At 66.1% G+C, this 18,538-nt stretch carries 14 protein-coding genes; 11 read left to right on the forward strand and 3 right to left on the reverse strand.

Going from position 1 to position 18,538, the window contains the following annotated elements; translation table 11 throughout:
* Window positions 1-232: 232 nt before the first annotated feature.
* The 8 genes from tkt (at window position 233) to ACVMB0_RS03180 (ending at window position 9,861) form a co-directional block, all read left to right on the forward strand.
* Entirely contained in the window at window positions 233-2,215 is a 1,983-nt protein-coding gene (tkt, locus tag ACVMB0_RS03145) for a transketolase (RefSeq protein ID WP_456752257.1), read from the forward strand.
* 160 nt (window positions 2,216-2,375) lie between these two features.
* Window positions 2,376-3,383, forward strand: a complete 1,008-nt coding sequence (gene gap, locus ACVMB0_RS03150; RefSeq protein ID WP_461345285.1) for a type I glyceraldehyde-3-phosphate dehydrogenase — start codon at window positions 2,376-2,378, stop codon at window positions 3,381-3,383.
* Between the two features lie 143 nt (window positions 3,384-3,526).
* On the forward strand, window positions 3,527-4,723 hold the full coding sequence (locus ACVMB0_RS03155) for a phosphoglycerate kinase (protein WP_461345286.1): 1,197 nt from the start codon (window positions 3,527-3,529) through the stop codon (window positions 4,721-4,723).
* 40 nt (window positions 4,724-4,763) lie between these two features.
* Complete coding sequence (gene fba, locus ACVMB0_RS03160) at window positions 4,764-5,831, forward strand: class II fructose-bisphosphate aldolase (RefSeq protein WP_461345287.1); 1,068 nt, start codon at window positions 4,764-4,766, stop codon at window positions 5,829-5,831.
* 191 nt (window positions 5,832-6,022) lie between these two features.
* Window positions 6,023-7,048, forward strand: coding sequence for a class I fructose-bisphosphate aldolase (locus tag ACVMB0_RS03165; RefSeq protein WP_461345288.1), 1,026 nt, complete (start codon window positions 6,023-6,025; stop codon window positions 7,046-7,048).
* Window positions 7,049-7,738 (forward strand): thiamine phosphate synthase, encoded by a 690-nt coding sequence (locus tag ACVMB0_RS03170; protein WP_461345289.1) that lies wholly within the window; start codon window positions 7,049-7,051, stop codon window positions 7,736-7,738. It abuts the gene before it with no gap.
* 7 nt (window positions 7,739-7,745) lie between these two features.
* Entirely contained in the window at window positions 7,746-8,843 is a 1,098-nt protein-coding gene (locus ACVMB0_RS03175) for a tetratricopeptide repeat protein (protein WP_461345290.1), read from the forward strand.
* Window positions 8,844-9,066: 223 nt separating this feature from the next.
* Window positions 9,067-9,861, forward strand: coding sequence for an inositol monophosphatase family protein (locus ACVMB0_RS03180; RefSeq protein WP_456752250.1), 795 nt, complete (start codon window positions 9,067-9,069; stop codon window positions 9,859-9,861).
* Window positions 9,862-9,876: 15 nt separating this feature from the next.
* Here the strand turns inward: ACVMB0_RS03180 and ACVMB0_RS03185 are convergent, their stop codons facing one another.
* From ACVMB0_RS03185 to ACVMB0_RS03195, 3 genes are all read right to left on the reverse strand, one after another.
* Window positions 9,877-11,022 (reverse strand): AAA family ATPase, encoded by a 1,146-nt coding sequence (locus tag ACVMB0_RS03185; protein WP_461345291.1) that lies wholly within the window; start codon window positions 11,020-11,022, stop codon window positions 9,877-9,879.
* A 108-nt stretch (window positions 11,023-11,130) separates the two neighbouring features.
* A complete protein-coding gene (locus tag ACVMB0_RS03190; RefSeq protein WP_461345292.1) occupies window positions 11,131-14,286 on the reverse strand; it encodes a multidrug efflux RND transporter permease subunit in 3,156 nt (1,051 codons plus the stop codon).
* A gap of 6 nt (window positions 14,287-14,292) precedes the next feature.
* The gene (locus tag ACVMB0_RS03195; protein ID WP_461345293.1) at window positions 14,293-15,498 is read right to left on the reverse strand and encodes an efflux RND transporter periplasmic adaptor subunit; all 1,206 of its coding nucleotides are present in this window, start codon (window positions 15,496-15,498) and stop codon (window positions 14,293-14,295) included.
* Between the two features lie 520 nt (window positions 15,499-16,018).
* On the opposite strand from ACVMB0_RS03195, the gene ACVMB0_RS03200 reads away from it, so the two are divergent.
* Genes ACVMB0_RS03200 through ACVMB0_RS03210 form a run of 3 tightly spaced genes read left to right on the forward strand, consistent with a single transcriptional unit; the run spans window position 16,019 to window position 18,454 of the window.
* The gene (locus tag ACVMB0_RS03200) at window positions 16,019-17,017 is read left to right on the forward strand and encodes a flagellar motor protein MotA (RefSeq protein ID WP_461345294.1); all 999 of its coding nucleotides are present in this window, start codon (window positions 16,019-16,021) and stop codon (window positions 17,015-17,017) included.
* A gap of 15 nt (window positions 17,018-17,032) precedes the next feature.
* Entirely contained in the window at window positions 17,033-17,401 is a 369-nt protein-coding gene (locus ACVMB0_RS03205) for a VOC family protein (RefSeq protein ID WP_461345295.1), read from the forward strand.
* A 21-nt stretch (window positions 17,402-17,422) separates the two neighbouring features.
* On the forward strand, window positions 17,423-18,454 hold the full coding sequence (locus ACVMB0_RS03210; protein ID WP_461345296.1) for a peptidoglycan -binding protein: 1,032 nt from the start codon (window positions 17,423-17,425) through the stop codon (window positions 18,452-18,454).
* Window positions 18,455-18,538 lie beyond the last annotated feature (84 nt).

Genomic DNA, 18,538 nt, shown 5'->3' on the forward strand with positions numbered 1-18,538 from the left:
TTTACGTGGCGAGCGAGCCAAGCGCAACGGCGGCGCGAAACTATGCACCGTTCAATGAAATAGGGCCATTTCGAGCAACTTTTCCCCGTTTTGGGGCGTTTCATCGCCTTGGACTTGCGGAATTGAGGTGCTAATCCACCCTCCAACCCGTAAGGCCATCCACGCACGCATCGCGGCTGCCCGCCCCGATGCGTTCAGCACTCAGCTCCTCATTCCAGGCGGACTTTTCATCATGACGCAGGTCGATCACACCCGTATGGCCAATGCGATCCGTGGCCTTGCCATGGACGCCGTCGAGAAGGCGAATTCCGGCCATCCCGGCCTGCCGATGGGCGCCGCCGACATCGCGACCGTGCTGTTCACGAAATTCCTGAAATTCGATGCCGCCGACACGGCGTGGCCCGACCGCGACCGCTTCGTGCTGTCGGCCGGCCACGGCTCGATGCTGCTCTATGCGTTGCTGTACCTCACCGGCAACAAGGACATGACGCTCGACCAGATCAAGCATTTCCGCCAGCTGGGATCGCTGACGCCGGGACATCCCGAGAATTTCCACACCAAGGGCATCGAGACCACCACCGGTCCGCTCGGCCAGGGCATCGCGACCGCAGTCGGCATGGCGCTCGCCGAGAAGATGCTGGCCGCCGAGTTCGGCAAGAAGATCGTCAACCACCACACCTATGTGCTGGCCTCCGACGGCGACCTGATGGAAGGCATCTCGCAGGAAGCGATCGCGCTCGCCGGTGTCTGGCGCCTCAACAAGATGATCGTGCTGTACGACGACAACGGCATCTCGATCGACGGCCCGACCTCGATCTCCGACTCGGTCGACCAGGTGAAGCGCTTCAAGTCCGCCGGCTGGGCTGCCGAGCTGATCGACGGCCATGATCCGCAGGCGATCGCCGCTGCGATCACCCGCGCGCAGAAGTCCAACAAGCCGTCGATGATCGCCTGCAAGACCACGATCGGATACGGCGCGCCGCACAAGGCCGGCACGGCGAAAGCCCATGGCGAGGCGCTCGGCGCCGACGAGCTCAAGGCCGCCAAGGAAAAACTCGGCATCTCGCTCGAGCCGTTCTCGGTGCCCGACGACGTGCTGAAGGCCTGGCGTGAGGCGGGTGCCCGCGGCGCCGCCGCGCACAAGGCGTGGGACGAGCAGTTCGCGCAGCTCGGCAACCGCAAGCGCGCCGAGTTCGAGCGCCGCATCCGTCACGAGCGGCCGCAATCGCTCGCCAAGGGGCTGCGCGCCTTCAAGAAGGGCCTGCTGGAAAATCCGCTCAACGTCGCCACCCGCAAATCCTCCGAAGCCGCGATCGAGGTGATCGCTGCCGCGATGCCGATGGAATTCGTGGCCGGCTCCGCCGACCTCACCGGCTCCAACAACAACAAGGCGAAGTCTGCGACCGCGTTCGGCGCCAAGACGCCGAAGGGCCGCTTCATCCATTACGGCATCCGCGAGCACGGCATGGCGGCGTGCCTCAACGGCATCTTCCTCCATGGCGGCTTCGCGCCGAACGGCGCCACCTTCCTGGTGTTCACCGACTATGCGCGCGGCGCGATGCGGCTGTCGGCGCTGATGGGCGCCGGCGTCGTCTATGTCATGACCCACGACTCGATCGGCCTCGGCGAGGACGGCCCGACCCACCAGCCGGTCGAGCACCTCTCCGCGCTGCGCGCGATGCCCAACATGCGCGTGTTCCGGCCCTGCGACGCGGTCGAGACCGCCGAGTGCTGGGAACTGGCGCTCAACCGCATCGACGGACCGACGGTGCTGGCGCTGACCCGCCAGAACCTGCCGCAACTCCGCACGTCAGCACCGAACGACAACCCGTGCAGCCACGGCGCCTATGAGCTGGTCGCGGCCCAGGGTGACGCAAAAGTGTCATTGTTCGCCTCCGGTTCCGAGGTCCAGATCGCGGTCGAGGCGCAGAAGCAGCTCGCCGGGCGCGGCATCGCGACGCGGGTGGTCTCGGTGCCGTCGCTGGAATTGCTGCTGGCGCAGCCCGCCGAGCGGCAAAATGCCATTATCGGCAAGGCCCCGGTCAAGATCGCGATCGAGGCCGCGGTGCGCTGGGGCTGGGATGCCGTGATCGGCCATGATGGCGAATTCATCGGTATGCACGGATTCGGCGCCAGCGCGCCGGCGAAGGACCTTTTCCCGCATTTCGGCATTACCACTGAAGCCGTCGTTAACGCTGCCACCAAGCGCGTCTGACGCTGGCCTGACACCAGCAGGCCGCGGTTGAGCTTGTCGTAAAAAAGGATTACCAAAGCTCCATCTTTTCCGTACGCGCCCGGCTGAACCGGGCGTTCCGCCGTAAGAACCTCGTGGGAGCCCTCCCGCGGGGCTGACAACAGCTTTAGAGGAGACGAGCATGGCAATCCGCGTCGCGATCAACGGGTTTGGGCGTATCGGCCGCAATGTGTTGCGCGCCATCGCCGAGTCCGGCCGCAAGGACATCGAGGTGGTCGGCATCAACGACCTCGGCCCGGTCGAGACCAACGCACATCTGCTGCGCTTCGATTCCGTGCACGGCCGCTTCCCGGGCACCGTGACCGTCGACGGCGATGCGATCAGCCTCGGCGACAACAAGATCAAGGTTTCGGCCGAGCGCGATCCCTCCAAGCTGCCGTGGAAGGCGCTGGGCGTCGATGTCGCGCTGGAATGCACCGGCATCTTCACCGCCAAGGACAAGGCCTCGGCGCATCTCGCCGCCGGTGCCAAGCGCGTGCTGGTCTCGGCGCCCGCCGACGGCGCTGACGCCACCATCGTCTACGGCGTCAACCACGACACGCTGAACAAGGATCAGCTGGTCGTCTCCAACGGCTCCTGCACCACCAACTGCCTCGCGCCGGTCGCCAAGGTGCTGAACGACACCGTCGGCATCGAGACCGGCTTCATGACCACGATCCACGCCTATACCGGCGACCAGCCGACGCTCGACACCCTGCACAAGGACCTCTATCGCGGCCGCGCGGCGGCGATGTCGATGATCCCGACCTCGACCGGCGCCGCCAAGGCGATCGGCCTGGTGCTGCCGGAACTGAAGGGCAAGCTCGACGGCGTCTCGGTCCGCGTGCCGACCCCGAACGTCTCCGTGATCGACCTCAAGATCGTCGCCAAGCGCGCCACCGACGCCAAGGAGATCAACGAGGCGATGAAGTGCGCCGCCGAGCAGCAGCTCAAGGGCATCCTCGGCTACACCAACGCGCCGAACGTCTCGATCGACTTCAACCACGATCCGCACTCGGCCACCTTCCACATGGACCAGACCAAGGTGCAGAACGGCACGCTGGTGCGCGTGATGGCCTGGTACGACAATGAGTGGGGCTTCTCGAACCGCATGGCGGACACCGCCGTCGCGATCGGCAAGCTGATCTGAGTTCGACTGTTCGCGATGCCCGGCCCAAAGCCGGGCATCTGCGTCTTTGCCCTCCGCATCCGTGGCCCCGACGGCCGCGACATCGGCAAGCGAAAGCTGCGCCGTCCGCCGGACGGCAGCGTCCGGCCGCACAGGAAACGCTCATGACAAAATCGTTCCGTACCCTCGACGACGTCAACGTGAAGGGCAAGCGCGTGCTGCTGCGCGTCGACCTCAACGTCCCCATGGAAGGCGGCCGCGTCACCGACGCCACCCGGCTCGAGCGCGTTGCCCCCACCATCACCGAGATTTCCGACAAGGGCGGCAAGGTGATCCTGCTCGCCCATTTCGGCCGCCCCAAGGGCCGCGATCCCAAGGAGTCGCTGAAGCCGGTCGCTGAGGCGCTGTCGAAGGTGATCAAGCGCCCGGTCGGCTTCGCCGAGGACTGCATCGGCGAGGCCGCGGCCAATGCGGTTGCGGCCCTCAAGGACGGCGACATCCTGTGTCTCGAGAACACCCGCTTCCACAAGGAAGAGGAGAAGAACGACGCCGGCTTCGTCGCGGAGCTCGCCAAGCTCGGCGACATCTGGGTCAACGACGCCTTCTCCGCCGCGCACCGCGCCCATGCCTCGACCGAAGGCCTCGGCCACAAGCTGCCGGCCTATGCCGGCCGCACCATGCAGGCCGAGCTCGACGCGCTGGGCAAGGCGCTGGAAGCCCCGACCAAGCCTGTCATCGCGATCATCGGCGGCGCCAAGGTCTCGACCAAGATCGACCTGCTGGAAAACCTCGTCAGCAAGGTCGACGCGCTGGTGATCGGCGGCGGCATGGCCAACACCTTCCTGCACGCGCAGGGCGTCGCGGTCGGCAAGTCGCTGGCCGAGAAGGACCTCGCGGCGACGGCGCTGCGGATCATGGAAAAGGCCAACGCCGCCAATTGCGCGATCATTCTCCCCGTCGATGCCGTCGTCGCCAGCCAGTTTGCCGCCAACGCGCCGTCGCATGCCTATGGCCTCGACGCGATCCCGGCCGACGGCATGATCCTCGACGTCGGCCCGCAATCGATCGCGCGCATCCATGCCGCGATCGACGATGCGGCGACGCTGGTCTGGAACGGACCGCTCGGCGCCTTCGAGCTGACGCCGTTCGACCGCGGTACTGTGGTATCGGCCAGGCATGCCGCCGAGCGCACCAAGGCCAAGAAGCTGATCTCGGTCGCCGGCGGCGGCGACACCGTCGCGGCGCTGAACCAGGCGGGCGTGGCCGGCGATTTTTCCTACGTCTCGACCGCGGGCGGCGCGTTTCTTGAATGGATGGAAGGCAAGCCGCTGCCGGGCGTCGAAGTTTTGAAACACGGTTGAATGAGTTCAAATCCGAACGCGCTTTAGAGGGAGAAATGGAATGGCTCGCATCACGTTGCGGCAACTGCTCGATCACGCGGCCGAGCACGACTACGGCGTACCTGCCTTCAATATCAACAACATGGAGCAGGCGCTGTCGATCATGGCGGCGGCCTCCGAGGTCGACGCGCCGGTCATCATCCAGGCCTCGCGCGGTGCGCGGTCCTACGCCAACGACGTCATGCTCAAGCACATGATGGACGCCGTCACCGAGATCTACCCGCAGATCCCGGTCTGCGTACATCTCGACCACGGCAACGAGCCCGCCACCTGCATGACCGCGATCCAGGCCGGCTTCACCTCGGTCATGATGGACGGTTCGCTGAAGGCCGACGGCAAGACGCCCGGCGACTGGGACTACAATGTCGGCGTCACCAAGACGGTGACCGGCATGGCCCATCTCGGCGGCATCTCGGTGGAAGGCGAGCTCGGCGTGCTCGGCTCGCTCGAGACCGGCATGGGCGACAAGGAAGACGGCCACGGCGCCGAGGGCAAGCTGTCGCATGACCAGCTGCTGACCAATCCGGACGAAGCCGTGAAGTTCGTCAAGGAGACCAAGGTCGACGCGCTGGCGATCGCGATGGGCACCTCGCACGGCGCCTACAAGTTCACCCGCAAGCCGGACGGCGACATCCTCGCCATGAACGTGATCGAGGAGATCCATCGCAAGCTGCCGAACACGCATCTCGTCATGCACGGCTCCTCGTCGGTGCCACAGGAATTGCAGGAGATCATCAACGCCAATGGCGGCAAGATGAAGCCGACCTGGGGCGTGCCGGTCGCCGAGATCCAGCGCGGCATCAAGAACGGCGTGCGCAAGATCAACATCGACACCGACAACCGGATGGCGATGACCGGCCAGATCCGGAAGGTGCTGAAGGACAATCCGGAAGAGTTCGATCCGCGCAAATACCTGAAGCCCGCGATGGATGCGATGACCAGATTGTGCAAGCAGCGCCTGCAGGAATTCAACACTGCGGGCCAGGCCAGCAAGATCAAGAAGGTGCTGACCACGGCCGAGATGGCCAAGCGCTACGCCGCGGGGCAGCTCGATCCCAAGGTTGCGTAACAAGGTTGCCTGACAACTTATCGCCTGAATCATTAAGGCGGGACACCGGCTCTGACGCAGTCGGAAACGGTGTCCCGGAGGCTTGATCGCCGGCCGCGGCAAACGCTGGCCGCGACGAACGTTTTCTAGGCATTTGCCCGAGAACCGCCTATTTTGGTTTGCAAAGGCAATGGCTCTGGAGGACGCTTCCGATGAACCTCGCTGACCTCAACAAAATTGCGCTTGCCATGGTCACCCCGGGCAAGGGCCTGCTCGCGGCCGACGAATCCTCCGGCACCATCAAGAAGCGGTTCGACGCCATCAAGGTCGATTCGACCGAAGACAACCGCCGCGACTATCGCGAGATGCTGTTCCGCTCGCAGGAAGCGATGAGCAAGTACATCTCCGGCGTCATCCTCTACGACGAGACGATCTGGCAGAACGCCAAGGACGGCACGCCGCTGGTCAAGCTAATCGAGCAGGCGGGCGCGATCCCCGGCATCAAGGTCGACGAAGGCACCCAGCCGCTGCCGAATTGCCCCGGCGAACTCGTCACCGTCGGCCTCGACAAGCTCGCCGAGCGGCTGAAGAAATATTACGAGCGCGGTGCGCGCTTTGCGAAGTGGCGCGCGGTGATCGATATCGGGCCGCGAATCCCGACCCAGACCGCGGTCCGCGTCAACGCCCATGCGCTGGCGCGCTACGCCGCGCTGTGCCAGGCCGCGCAGATCGTGCCGATCGTCGAGCCCGAGGTGCTGATGGACGGCGATCACGACATCGACCGCTGCTATGAGGTGACGCAGCGCGTGCTGAACCGCACCTTCCAGGAATTGCGGGTGCAGCGCGTTGCGCTCGAAGGCATGATCCTGAAGCCGAACATGGCGATCTCGGGCAAGAAGTGCCCGAAGCAGGCCTCGGTGCAGGAAGTCGCCGAGAAGACCATCCGCCTGCTCAAGAGCTGCGTGCCGGCCGCGGTGCCCGGCATCGCCTTCCTCTCCGGCGGCCAGAGCGACGAGGAAGCGACCGCGCATCTCGACGCCATGAACAAGATCGGCCATCTGCCCTGGCGGCTGACCTTCTCCTATGGCCGGGCCTTGCAGGCCGCGCCGCAGAAGGCGTGGTCCGGCAAGCCCGACAACGTCCCCGCCGGCCAGCGCGCCTTCTCGCATCGCGCCCGGATGAACGGGCTCGCGAGCACCGGCAATTGGGAAGCCGGTCTCGAAAAACAGGCGGCATAATTGGCCAGCAAGCCCGTTCCGCCGCGGCCGGCGCCGCGCCTCTATCTGGCAACCCCGCCGGTCGACGAGCCGTCACGGCTCGCGGCCGAGCTCACCGAGCTGCTGGCTGCGGCCGATATCGCCGCCGTGCTGGTGCGGCTGCGCGAGACCGATCCGCGCAGCATGATCTCCTACGTGAAAGCCCTGGCGCCCGCGATCCAGAACGCCGGTGCGGCGCTGTTGATCGACGGCCATGCCGACATCGTGGCCCGGGCCGGTGCCGACGGCGCGCATCTGACCGGCCTCGTGGCGATGGAAGAGGCCGCGCCCGCGCTGAAGCCCGACCGCATCACAGGCGTCGGCGGGCTCGTGACGCGCCACGATTCCATGGCCGCGGGCGAGGCCGGCGCCGACTATGTGCTGTTCGGCGAACCCGACGCCAGGGGACAGCGGCCCTCGCTTGAGGCGATCGCCGAGCGGCTGGAATGGTGGGACGAATTGTTCGAGCCGCCCTGCATCGGCTTTGCGGCCTCGCGCGAGGAGGCCGAGGCGTTTGCGGCGGCCGGCGCGGATTTCGTGCTGGTCGCAGATGTCATCTGGGCCGATCCGCGCGGCGCCAAGGCGGCGCTGGTCGAGATCGGCACCGCGATTGCGCAGGCCCATGCCGGCGCATTCGGCAAGGCCAAGGTCGAGGGAAAGACCGAGGGATGACGGCGGAATGAAATGCCTGCGTCCGATAGCTGTTGCGCTCGGCTGCACGATGCTGGCGAGCGGCGCGATGGCGCAGCTCTCGATCACGCCGCCGGCCCAGACGCCGCCGCCTGCCAAGAAGGAGGCGCCGAAAGAGAAGCCGAAGGTGCATTCGCCGGTCGCAAAGAAGCCGACGCCGAAGCCTGCCGCGTCCGCGACGCCAAAGCCTGGCGCATCCGCGACGCCGACCCCGACGCCGTCGGCAACCCCGATGCCGGACGATCCCAATGTCGACATCGTCTACGGCGCCTATCAGCGCGGCATGTACAAGAGCGCGTTTGAGCTCGCCACCATCCGCGCGCAGAACAACAACGACCCCAAGGCCATGACGATGCTGGGCGAGCTCTATGCCAACGGGCTCGGGGTCAAGCGCGACTACGCCAAGGCCGACGACTGGTACAAGCGCGCCTCCGACGCCGGCGACCGCGAGGCGATGTTCGCGCTCGCCATGATGAAGATCGCCGGCCGCGGCGGCACCGTGGACAAGGATGGTGCGGTCAAGCTCCTGGCATCGGCGGCCAAGCTCGGCGAGCCGAAGGCGGCCTATAACCTCGCGCTGCTCTATCTCGACGGCCAGACCCTGCCGCAGGACCTCAAGCGCTCCGCCGAGCTGCTGCGGATGGCCGCCGACGCCGGCAGCCCCGAGGCGCAATACGCGCTGGCGACCTTCTACAAGGAAGGCACCGGCGTGCCGAAGGACCTCGAAAAGGCGGCGCGGCTGCTGCAGGCCGCCTCGCTGGCCGACAATGTCGATGCCGAGGTCGAATACGCCATCGCGCTCTACAACGGCTCCGGCACGCCGCGGAACGTGCCGGCGGCGATCGCGCTGCTGCGCAAGGCTGCCCGGCAGAACAGCCCGATCGCGCAGAACCGCCTCGCCCATGTGCTGGCGACCGGCGCCGGCGCCCCGGTCGACAAGGTCGAGGCCCTGAAATGGCACACCGTCGCCAAGACCGCCGGCAAGGGCGATCCCGATCTCGACGACATCCTCGCCGATATGACCCCGGAAGACCGCGCCAAGGGCGAGGCAGCCGCGCGAAAATGGATCGGAAACAACGTCAAATGACGCCTTGACGGCGCCACTTCCAGAGGGCACCCAGTCCGGAAATCCGGTGCGGCCATGCCGTCCACTCTTGACCCGTCATCCTGAGGAGCGCGTAGCGCGTCTCGAAGGATGAACGGCCCGGTCCGGGGCCGTGCACCCTTCGAGGCTCGCTGCGCTCGCACCTCAGGATGACGGGATTGGATTTGAACCCGCAGCCAGCCTAATCGCATAAGAAATCATCCTCATGCTCTACTCCGCCCTCATCAATGTCATGGTCAAGGCCGCGCGACGCGCCGGACGCAGCCTCAAGCGCGACCTCGGCGAGATCGAACATCTCCAGGTGTCGCTGAAGGGGCCGGCGAATTTCGTCTCGCTGGCCGACAAGCGCGCCGAGGAGATGCTCTACACCGACCTCGAAAAGGCCCGGCCCGGCTACGGCTTCCTCGGCGAGGAAGGCGGCAAGCGCGAAGGTTCGGACAAGACCCACACCTGGATCGTCGATCCGCTCGACGGCACCACCAACTTCCTGCACGGCATCCCGCAATTCGCGATCTCGATCGGGCTGCTGCGCGAGGATACCGTGATCGCCGGCGTGATCTACAATCCCGCCAATGACGAGCTCTATATCGCCGAGCGCGGCAAGGGCGCGTTCCTCAACGACCAGCGCCTGCGCGTCGCCGGCCGCCGCCAGCTCAACGAATGCGTGGTGGCCTGCGGCCTGCCGCATATCGGCCGCGGCAACCACCAGCTGGCGCAGCAGGAGATGGCCGCGCTGCAGACCAAGGTCGCGGGCTTCCGCCGCTTCGGCGCCGCCTCGCTCGATCTCGCCTTCGTCGCCGCCGGCCGCTTCGACGGCTATTGGGAGCGCAATCTGCAGCCCTGGGACATCGCGGCCGGCCTGTTGATGGTCCGCGAAGCCGGCGGCACGATCTCCGGCATTCAGGGCAATGACGACCCGCTGCAGACCGGCCATGTGGTCTGCGGCAACGAGTTCGTGCACGGCGAGCTGATCAAGGTCCTGAAGCCGCTCGGGCAATGACGCGACGACGACGTTCTAATCGTCGTCATCGTCGTCATCCTCGTCTTCGTCGTCTTGCCCGTCACGAAACTCGCCGCTGAGGGTCAGGCCCTCGATGGCGGTGGCGCCCTTTGCCTTGATCACCCGGCGCAGCGGCACCGAGCTCTCGCTGCGCAGCGCCTCCATCAGCTGTTCCGAATGGGTGACGATCCAGATGTCGGCGCGGCGCGACGCCTTGGCGATCAGCCTCGCCAGCGGCGCCAGCAGCGACGGATGCAGGCTGGTCTCGGGCTCGTTCAGCGCGATGAACGGCGGCAGCCGGTAGCCCATGAACACCGCGAGCAGGCAGATATATTTCAGCGTGCCGTCGGAGAGTTCGTGCGCCTTGAACGCACGCGGCATGTCCGCCTGCCGCAGCTCGAATTCGCACCGCCCGTTGTCTTCCCATGCACGGAGCTCGGCGCCCGGGAATGCATCCTCGATCGCATCCTGCAGGTCGACGGCATCCTGCCGGATCGCGCTGAGCGTTGCCAAGGCGGCGGCCAGATCGCTGCCATCGGCGCTCAGCGACGGCGTGGTGATCGCCAGACACGGCTTGCGGATCGGCGATGCCGGATCGGTGCGGAAGTCGTGATAGAAGCGCCAGCTCTGCAACGCGTTCCTGATCAGGCCGACTTCGGGACAGCTCTGGCCGTCGACGAAATCGGCGAGCGCGGTTTCCGACGGCAGCACCGCATTCTTGTACTCGCTCCAGGCGCCGCTCTCGCCGCGGACGCTGACGTGCGAATTGGTCCGCTCCATCATCAGGACCTTGCGCTTGCCGTGGATCGCCTCGATGCGTTCGGACTTGATCATCGGCTCGCCGGGAAACGCCGCCTCCACCGGGCCGGGATGTCCGAGTTCGATCGCGTAATTGACGTGCTCGAACCTGACCGCCAGTCGCAGCCGCGCATCCTCGCCCCGCCGGCGGATGCCGGACCAGCAGACCGAGTTCAATCCGCCCTCGTCGGCGATCGTGCGAGTGATCCGGCCCGTGGCCGCGTCGCGCAGCAGCGACAGCGACTTGTAGAGATTGGATTTGCCGACGCCGTTCTCGCCGATGAAGACGGAGAGCGGTTGAATGGGCATCGAGAGCCGCCGGATCGAGCGATAGTTCGAGATCGCAATATCGCTCGGCCGCATCACATGCTCTCAGTCCTCGGGTTGCCTGCTCGCCACCCGTTCAATCCAGAGCTGTAATCTGGATTGACTGGCTTGCGAAAGCAAGCCGGAGGCGTCGCCGACGGGACCTCAGTGGCCTCCCCTCGCCGGCGCAGGCGGACCGTAGACTTCGGCGCTCTCCGCGGTCTTCTCGCGATCCCCCGCCAGCACGCGTTGCACGCTGACGAAGAACACCGGCACCAGGAGCAGCGCGAGGATCACCACCGCGATCATGCCGCCCATGACCGAGGTGCCGAGCGCCTGCTGGCTGGCACCGCCGGCGCCGGTCGCGATCGCCATCGGCAGCACGCCGCAGACGAAGGCGAGACCGGTCATCAGGATCGGGCGGAATCGGAGACTGCACGCCTCGATGGTCGCCTCGACCAGCGGCTTGCCCTGCGCCCGCAGATCCTTGGCGAACTCGATGATCAGGATCGCGTCCTTCGCCGCAAGGCCGATGATGGTGATCAGGCCGACGGTGAAATAGACGTCGTTCGGCAGGCCGCGCAGCGTCGCCGCCACCACGGCGCCGAGAATGCCGAGCGGCACGGTGAGCAGCACGGCGAGCGGAATGGTCCAGCTCTCGTAGAGCGCGGCAAGCAGCAGGAACACCACCAACACCGACAGGGCGAGCAGGAACGGCGCCTGCGAGCCCGACATCTTCTCCTGCAACGACTGGCCGGTCCATTCATAGCCGAAGCCGCGCGGCAGCTTGTCGGCGAGCCGCTCCATCTCTGATATCGCATCGCCCGAGGTGAAGCCCGGCTTCGCCTCGCCGGAGATGCGCACGGCCGGATAGTAGTTGAAGCCCGCGATCTGCGTCGGCCCCTTGGTCCATTCGATGGTGGCGAAGGCCGAGAACGGCACCAGCTGGCCGCGGCTGTTCTTGACGTTGTAATTGAGGATGTCGTCCGCGTTCATGCGGCTTCCCTTGTCGGCCTGCACGATGACGCGCTGCATGCGCCCGCGGTTCGGGAAGTCGTTGATGTAGTTCGAGCCGAGATTGGTCGAGATCGTGTTGTTGATGTCCTCGAAGGTGAGGCCGAACGCACCGGCCTTCTCGCGGTCGATCATCAGATTGACCTGCGGCGCCGGCGGCAGGCCCTCGACATAGACCTTCTGCAGGATCGGGCTGGCATTGGCCTCCGCGATCAGGCGGTCGCTTGCTGCGATCAGCGCCGCATAGCCCTTCTGGCCGCGGTCCTGCAGGCGGAACGAGAAGCCCGACGAGTTGCCGAGATTGTCGATCGGCGGCGGCTGCAGCGCCGAGATCCTGGCGTCGCGGATCGACGACAGATCGCGGTTGATGTCGGCGACGATGGCGGCGGCGGACTCCTTCGTGCCGCGCTCCGACCAGTCCTTCAGCGTGATGAAGGCCTGCGCGGTGTTCATGCCCTGGCCGAGGAAGCTGAAGCCGGTTAGGAACGTGACGTTCTCGATTCCGGCGCGGTCCTTCAGGTATTTCTCGACCTGTTCGACCGCGGCCTCGGTGCGCGCATAGGACGATTCCGACGGCGTCTGCACGTCGGTGGTGATGAAGCCCTGGTCGTCGACCGGCAGGAAGCCGCCGGGCAGCCGCACGAAGCCGTAGGCGACGCCTGCGAACAGCACCAGATAGATCAGCATCAGCCGGCCGGTGCGCTTCAGCGAGCCCTGCACCGTGCGCGTATAGCCGGAACGGCTGGTATCGAGCACGCGGTTGAACCAGCCGAACACGCCCTTGCGGGCATGGCCGTGGCCCTGCTCGACCGGCTTGAGCAAGGTTGCGCACAGCGCCGGCGTCAGCGACAGCGCGAGCAGCGCCGAGAACGCGATCGCCGCCACCATGGTGACCGAGAACTGCCGATAGATGATGCCGACCGAGCCGGGGAAGAACGCCATCGGCACGAACACCGCCATCAGCACCAGCGTGATGCCGACGATGGCGCCGGTGATTTGCGACATCGCCTTGCGGGTGGCTTCCTTCGGCGGTAGGCCTTCGTCGGCCATGATGCGCTCGACGTTCTCGACCACGACGATGGCGTCGTCGACCAGGATGCCGACCGCCAGCACCATGCCGAACATGGTCAGCATGTTGATCGAATAGCCCACCGCCATCAGCGTGGCGCAGGTGCCGAGCAGCGCCACCGGAACCACGATGGTCGGAATGATGGTGTAGCGGATGTTCTGCAAAAACAGGAACATCACGACGAACACCAGCACCACCGCCTCGACCAGCGTCATCAAGACCTTCTCGATCGAGGCCTTCACCACGGGCGTGATGTTGTAGGGGATCTCGTAGGAGATGTTGGCCGGGAAGAAGCGCGACAGCTCCTGCATCTTGGCTTCGACCGCGCTCGCGGTCGCCAGCGCGTTGCCCTTCGGCGACAGCAGCACCGAGAGGCCCGCCGTCGGCTTGCCGTTGACGCGGGTGTTGAACTGATAACTGAGGCCGCCGACCTCGATCCGCGCGACGTCGCGCAACCGGACCGTCGAGCCGTCGGGATTGGCGCGCAGGATGATGGCGCCGAACTCGTCCGGCGAGGAGAGCTGGCCCTTGACCAGCACCTGCGCGGAAATCTTCTGCGTGTCGGTGCTCGGCTCGGCGCCGATGCTGCCGGAGGCGACCTGGGCGTTCTGCGCCGTGATCGCCTTGTTGACGTCGTCGGCCGACAGGCCGTAGCCGACCAGCTTGGCCGGATCGATCCAGATGCGCAAGCTGCGCTCGGTCGAATACAGCGTGGCGCGGCCGACGCCGGGGATGCGGCGCACCTCGCCCAGCACGTTGCGGATCATGAAGTCGCCGAGGCCCACTTCATCGAGCGAGCCGTCGGTGGAGTTCAGCGTGATGATCTGCAGCACGGCGGACGAGGCCTCCTCGACCAGGATGCCCTGCTGGATCACGGCGCGCGGCAACCGCGCCTCGACGCGCTTGAGGCGGTTCTGCACCTCGACCGAAGCCTGGCTGGTGTCGGTGCCCGGCTTGAAATTGGCGATGATCTCGACCTGTCCGAGCGAGTCGGAGGTCGATTCGAAGTTCAGGATGTTGGCGGCGCCGTTGAGCTCCTCCTCGATCAGCCGCGTCACGCTGTTGTAGAGGTTCTCCGGCGACGCGCCGGGATAGCTCGTCGAGATCGAGATCGAGGGCGGCGCGATGATCGGGTACTGCGCCACCGCAAGCAGCGGAATCGAGATCGCGCCGACCAAACAGATGAACAGCGCGACGACCCAGGCGAAGATCGGCCTGTCGATGAAGAAGCTAGGCATGGCGGGTCACGGCTTCGCGTGGGCGGTCTGCTGCGAATCCGACTGTGTTGCAGCAGCATCGACCTCGCGCCAGGCCAGCGGCCGGACCTTGTCGCCGGCGGCGAATTTCTGGAAGCCCTCGACCACGACCTTGTCGCCGGCCTTCAGGCCCTCGGTCACGAACCAGGTGCCGCCCTGCAGCGAGCCGGTGCGCACCGGCTGCACCGCGACGAGATTGTCGTCCTTGACGACGAACACCTCGCTGCCGCCGCCGCCATTGCGCTGGATCGCCTGCTGCGGCACCGCGATCGCGTCCGAGTCGATGCCCTGCTCGATCTGCACGCGGACATACATGCCCGGCAGCAGGATGCGATGCGGGTTCGGGAACTCGCCGCGCAGGGTCACCTGCCCGGTATAGGCGTCGACCTTGGCGTCGGAGAACAATAGCTTGCCCGGCAGCGGATAGATCGAGCCGTCGTCGAGCACGAGGCGAACCTTCATCGCGTCGGGCGCGATGCGGTCGAGATCGCCGCTCTCGAAGGCGCGGCGGAGCTGGTTCATTTCGGTCACCGACTGCTGGAAGTCGGCATAGATCGGATCGAGCTGCTGGATGGTGGCAAGGCTGGTGGGGTCGTTCTGCACGACGAGCGCGCCCTCGCTGATCACCGCAGCGCCGATGGTGCCGTCGATCGGCGCACGGATGGTGGCGTAATCCAGATTGAGCTTGGCGCGCGCGACGTCGGCCTCGCGGCCCTGCACGTCGGCTTCGGCCTGCTTCAGATTGGCGATCGCCTTCTCGTTCTCGGCCTCCGAGGTCGCGCGCTGATTGGTGAGGGTCGCGATGCGGCGGGCCTGCAGCGCGGTCTGCTCGAGCACCGCCTTGGCACGCGCCAGCGCCGCCTCGGTCGACTGCAATTCGACCTCGAACGGCCGCGGATCGATCTGGTACAGGGGATCGCCGACCTTCACCTCGCTGCCCTGATGGAACATGCGGTTGACCACGATGCCGGAGACGCGCGGGCGCACCTCGGAGACGCGGGTCGGCGCGATGCGGCCCGGCAGCTCGCGCACCATCGCGCGGGCCTGCGGCTTCACGGTGACGACACTGACGTCCGGCTCGGGCGCTTGTACGGCGGCGGTTGCGGTGGTCGGCTCGTCGCAGCTAGCAAGCAGTGGCGCCGTCACGGCCAGCATCAGAGCAATGCATGCCGATTGCGCGCGAAGTCCAGACATTGAGATGGTCGCCCCTGTGGTTGGTTGGGAATAAACAAACGGCGGCGCCACACCGGCACCGCTCCTGCCGCCAAAAATAAATCCTGCTTGCTGCGACGCAATGCGTTTGTCGGGCGGCTCAATGTCACACAAACCTATCGTTCTGATTTCGCGGCATGTTTTGTCGACTCACCGGATTGTGAGCGGGTTCCATCGCAGGCTGTGGGCATGCGTTAAGGACTGCGGGAGCGGGAACGCGGCCTTTGCCTGCGCAGGAATGTCGCAGATTGCGAACGCGCAAATCCGCGGCGCAGGCATCGCGGATCGCCCCGCCCCCCTTGAGTCCGTCTCGCGATCTGCGGGGATTGGCACCTTCTGCACACGCCGGTGCGCCGGCGCCCCGGAAAGCCGCGCAATGCGGCAACACTTCGCTCCGGATCAACCCCAGGTTCTGCCGGCAGCCTTTGGATTCGGCTTTCCTCACTGCGCCGCTGTGCCATATTGCTGGCAGATGCGGCCTTCGCGAACGGATGACCCGGCAATGCCCCCTTCCCGCTCCGACATGGAGATCGAACTGAGCAAGCTGTCCTCGCCCAGGATCTTCCTGGTGCGGATGCTGGTGTTCCTGGTGCTGTGCGGCCTGGTCGGGGTGGTGTTGTACAAGCAGATCGTCACCGCCTTCTTCGCCAATCCCGGGCTGAACGCCCTGATCGGCGCGGTGCTCCTGATCGGCGTCATCCTGGCGTTCCGCCAGGTGATCCGGCTCTATCCCGAGGTCGCCTGGGTCAATAATTTCCGCATCGCCGACCCCGGCCTTGCGATCGACCGCCGCCCGACGCTGCTGGCCCCGATGGTGGCCATTCTCGGCGGCGAGCGCAGCGGGCGGATGTCGATCACGCAGCAGACCATGCGGCATCTCTTGGATTCGATCGCAACCCGGCTCGATGAAGCCCGCGACATCTCGCGTTACATGACCGGACTTCTGGTGTTCCTCGGCCTGCTCGGCACCTTCTGGGGCCTGATCGAGACGGTGGGCTCGGTCGGCAAGGTGATCGACGGGCTCAAGGTCGGCGGCGACGCCGGTGCGCTGTTCGACACGCTGAAGGAGGGCCTCGCCGCCCCGCTCGGCGGCATGGGCATCTCGTTCTCGTCCTCGCTGTTCGGCCTCGCCGGTTCCCTGATCCTCGGCTTCCTCGATCTGCAATCGAGCCAGGCCCAGAACCGCTTCTACACCGACCTCGAGGACTGGCTCGCCACCACTGTGCGCGGCATTTCCGGCGACGAGGCCGGCGCTGGCGGCGCCGAGATGCAGGGCGCGATTGACCGGCTGCGTGCCACGCTCGAGGAAGGCGGCGGCGGCGCGGGCGGCCGCAACACCACGGCGGCGATGGCCAACCTTGCCGAGGCGATCCAGGGACTGGTCGCGCATATGCGCACCGAGCAGCAGATGATCCGCGAATGGGCCGACGGCCAGGGCGAGCAGAACCGCGAGATCAAGCGGCTGCTCGAGCGCCTCGCCCGCCAGCCCGAGAAGAGCTGAGCCACGGAGGCCGATGTGCTGGACCACGTGACCATCGGCAGCAGCGATATCGAGCGGTCCAAGGCCTTCTATGATGCGGCTTTGCGTTCCCTCGGCATCAGCCGCCTGTATGCGGAGGGTGCCGGGTTCGCCGGCTATGGCGTGCATCCGAAGGCCTTCTTCTGGATCGGCCGGCGCGGCACGCCGCAGAGCGGCGCCCACATCGCCTTCACGGCAAATGATCGCGCCACCGTCGATCGGTTCTACGAGGACGCGATCAAGGCCGGCGGCAGGGACAATGGGCGGCCCGGAATTCGGCCGCACTATCATGCAAACTACTACGGTGCTTTCGTGTTCGACCCCGACGGCCACAACATCGAAGCCGTCTGCCACGCGCCGCACTGACAGGAACTAAAGGGAAACCAGATGGCCCTCGCCCGCTCGCGCCGCAGCGAATCCGGCTTCAACTACTGGCCCGGCTTTGTCGACGCGCTGTCGACGCTGGTGCTGTCGATCGTGTTCCTGCTCTCGGTGTTCCTGGTCGTGCAGTTCTTCCTGTCGCAGGAGGTCACGGGCAAGGACAAGGCGCTGGAGCAGCTCACCGCCAAGATCGCCCAGCTCAACGAGCTGCTGTCGCTGGAGAAGCTCAGCAAGCTGACGCTCGACGACCAGGTGTCGCAGCTGCGCGCCGGCCTTGCCTCCGCCGAGAGCGAGCGCGACCGCATGAAGGGGCTGTATGAGGGGCTCGCCAATTCCGGCAACGACGCACAGGGCCGCGCCACCGAGCTCAACAAGGCGCTGGAGTCCGAGAAGAGCGTGTCGTCGCGCGCGCTGGCGCAGATCGAGGTGCTGAACCAGCAGATCAGCGCGCTCCGCCGCCAGCTCGCCGCGCTCGAGGAGGCGCTCGACGCCTCCGAGAAGCGCGACAAGGAATCGCAGAACCGGATCGCCGATCTCGGACAGCGCCTCAACGTCGCGCTGGCGCAGCGGGTGCAGGAACTGTCGAAATACCGTTCGGAATTCTTCGGCCGGTTGCGCGCGATCCTCGGCAACCGCCCCGATATCCGCATCGTCGGCGATCGCTTCGTGTTCCAGTCGGAAGTGTTCTTCGACACCGGCCAGGCGACCTTGCTGCCGGAGGGCAAGACCGAGCTCGATACGGTCGCAAACGCGCTGATCGATCTCGACAAGCAGATCCCAGCCGAGATCGCCTGGGTGCTGCGCGTCGACGGCCACACCGACGTGCGGCCGATCACCAACAGCCCGCTGTTCAAATCGAACTGGGAATTGTCCTCGGCGCGCGCGATCTCGGTGGTGCAATATCTGATCTCGCGCGGCGTGCCGGCGCAGCGCCTGGTCGCCGCCGGTTTCGCCGAATTCCAGCCGCTCGACACCGCGCAGACCGAAGACGCCTACAAGCGCAACCGCCGCATCGAGCTGAAGCTGACGGAACGGTGAGGCCGCGAGGCGGGGGTGGCCCCGGCCTCTTGCGACAACGAGCATTGCGATGGCGGTGGATGGTTCCCGGCTCAAGATGTCAAA

The organism is Bradyrhizobium sp. USDA 4451 (assembly GCF_054822585.1).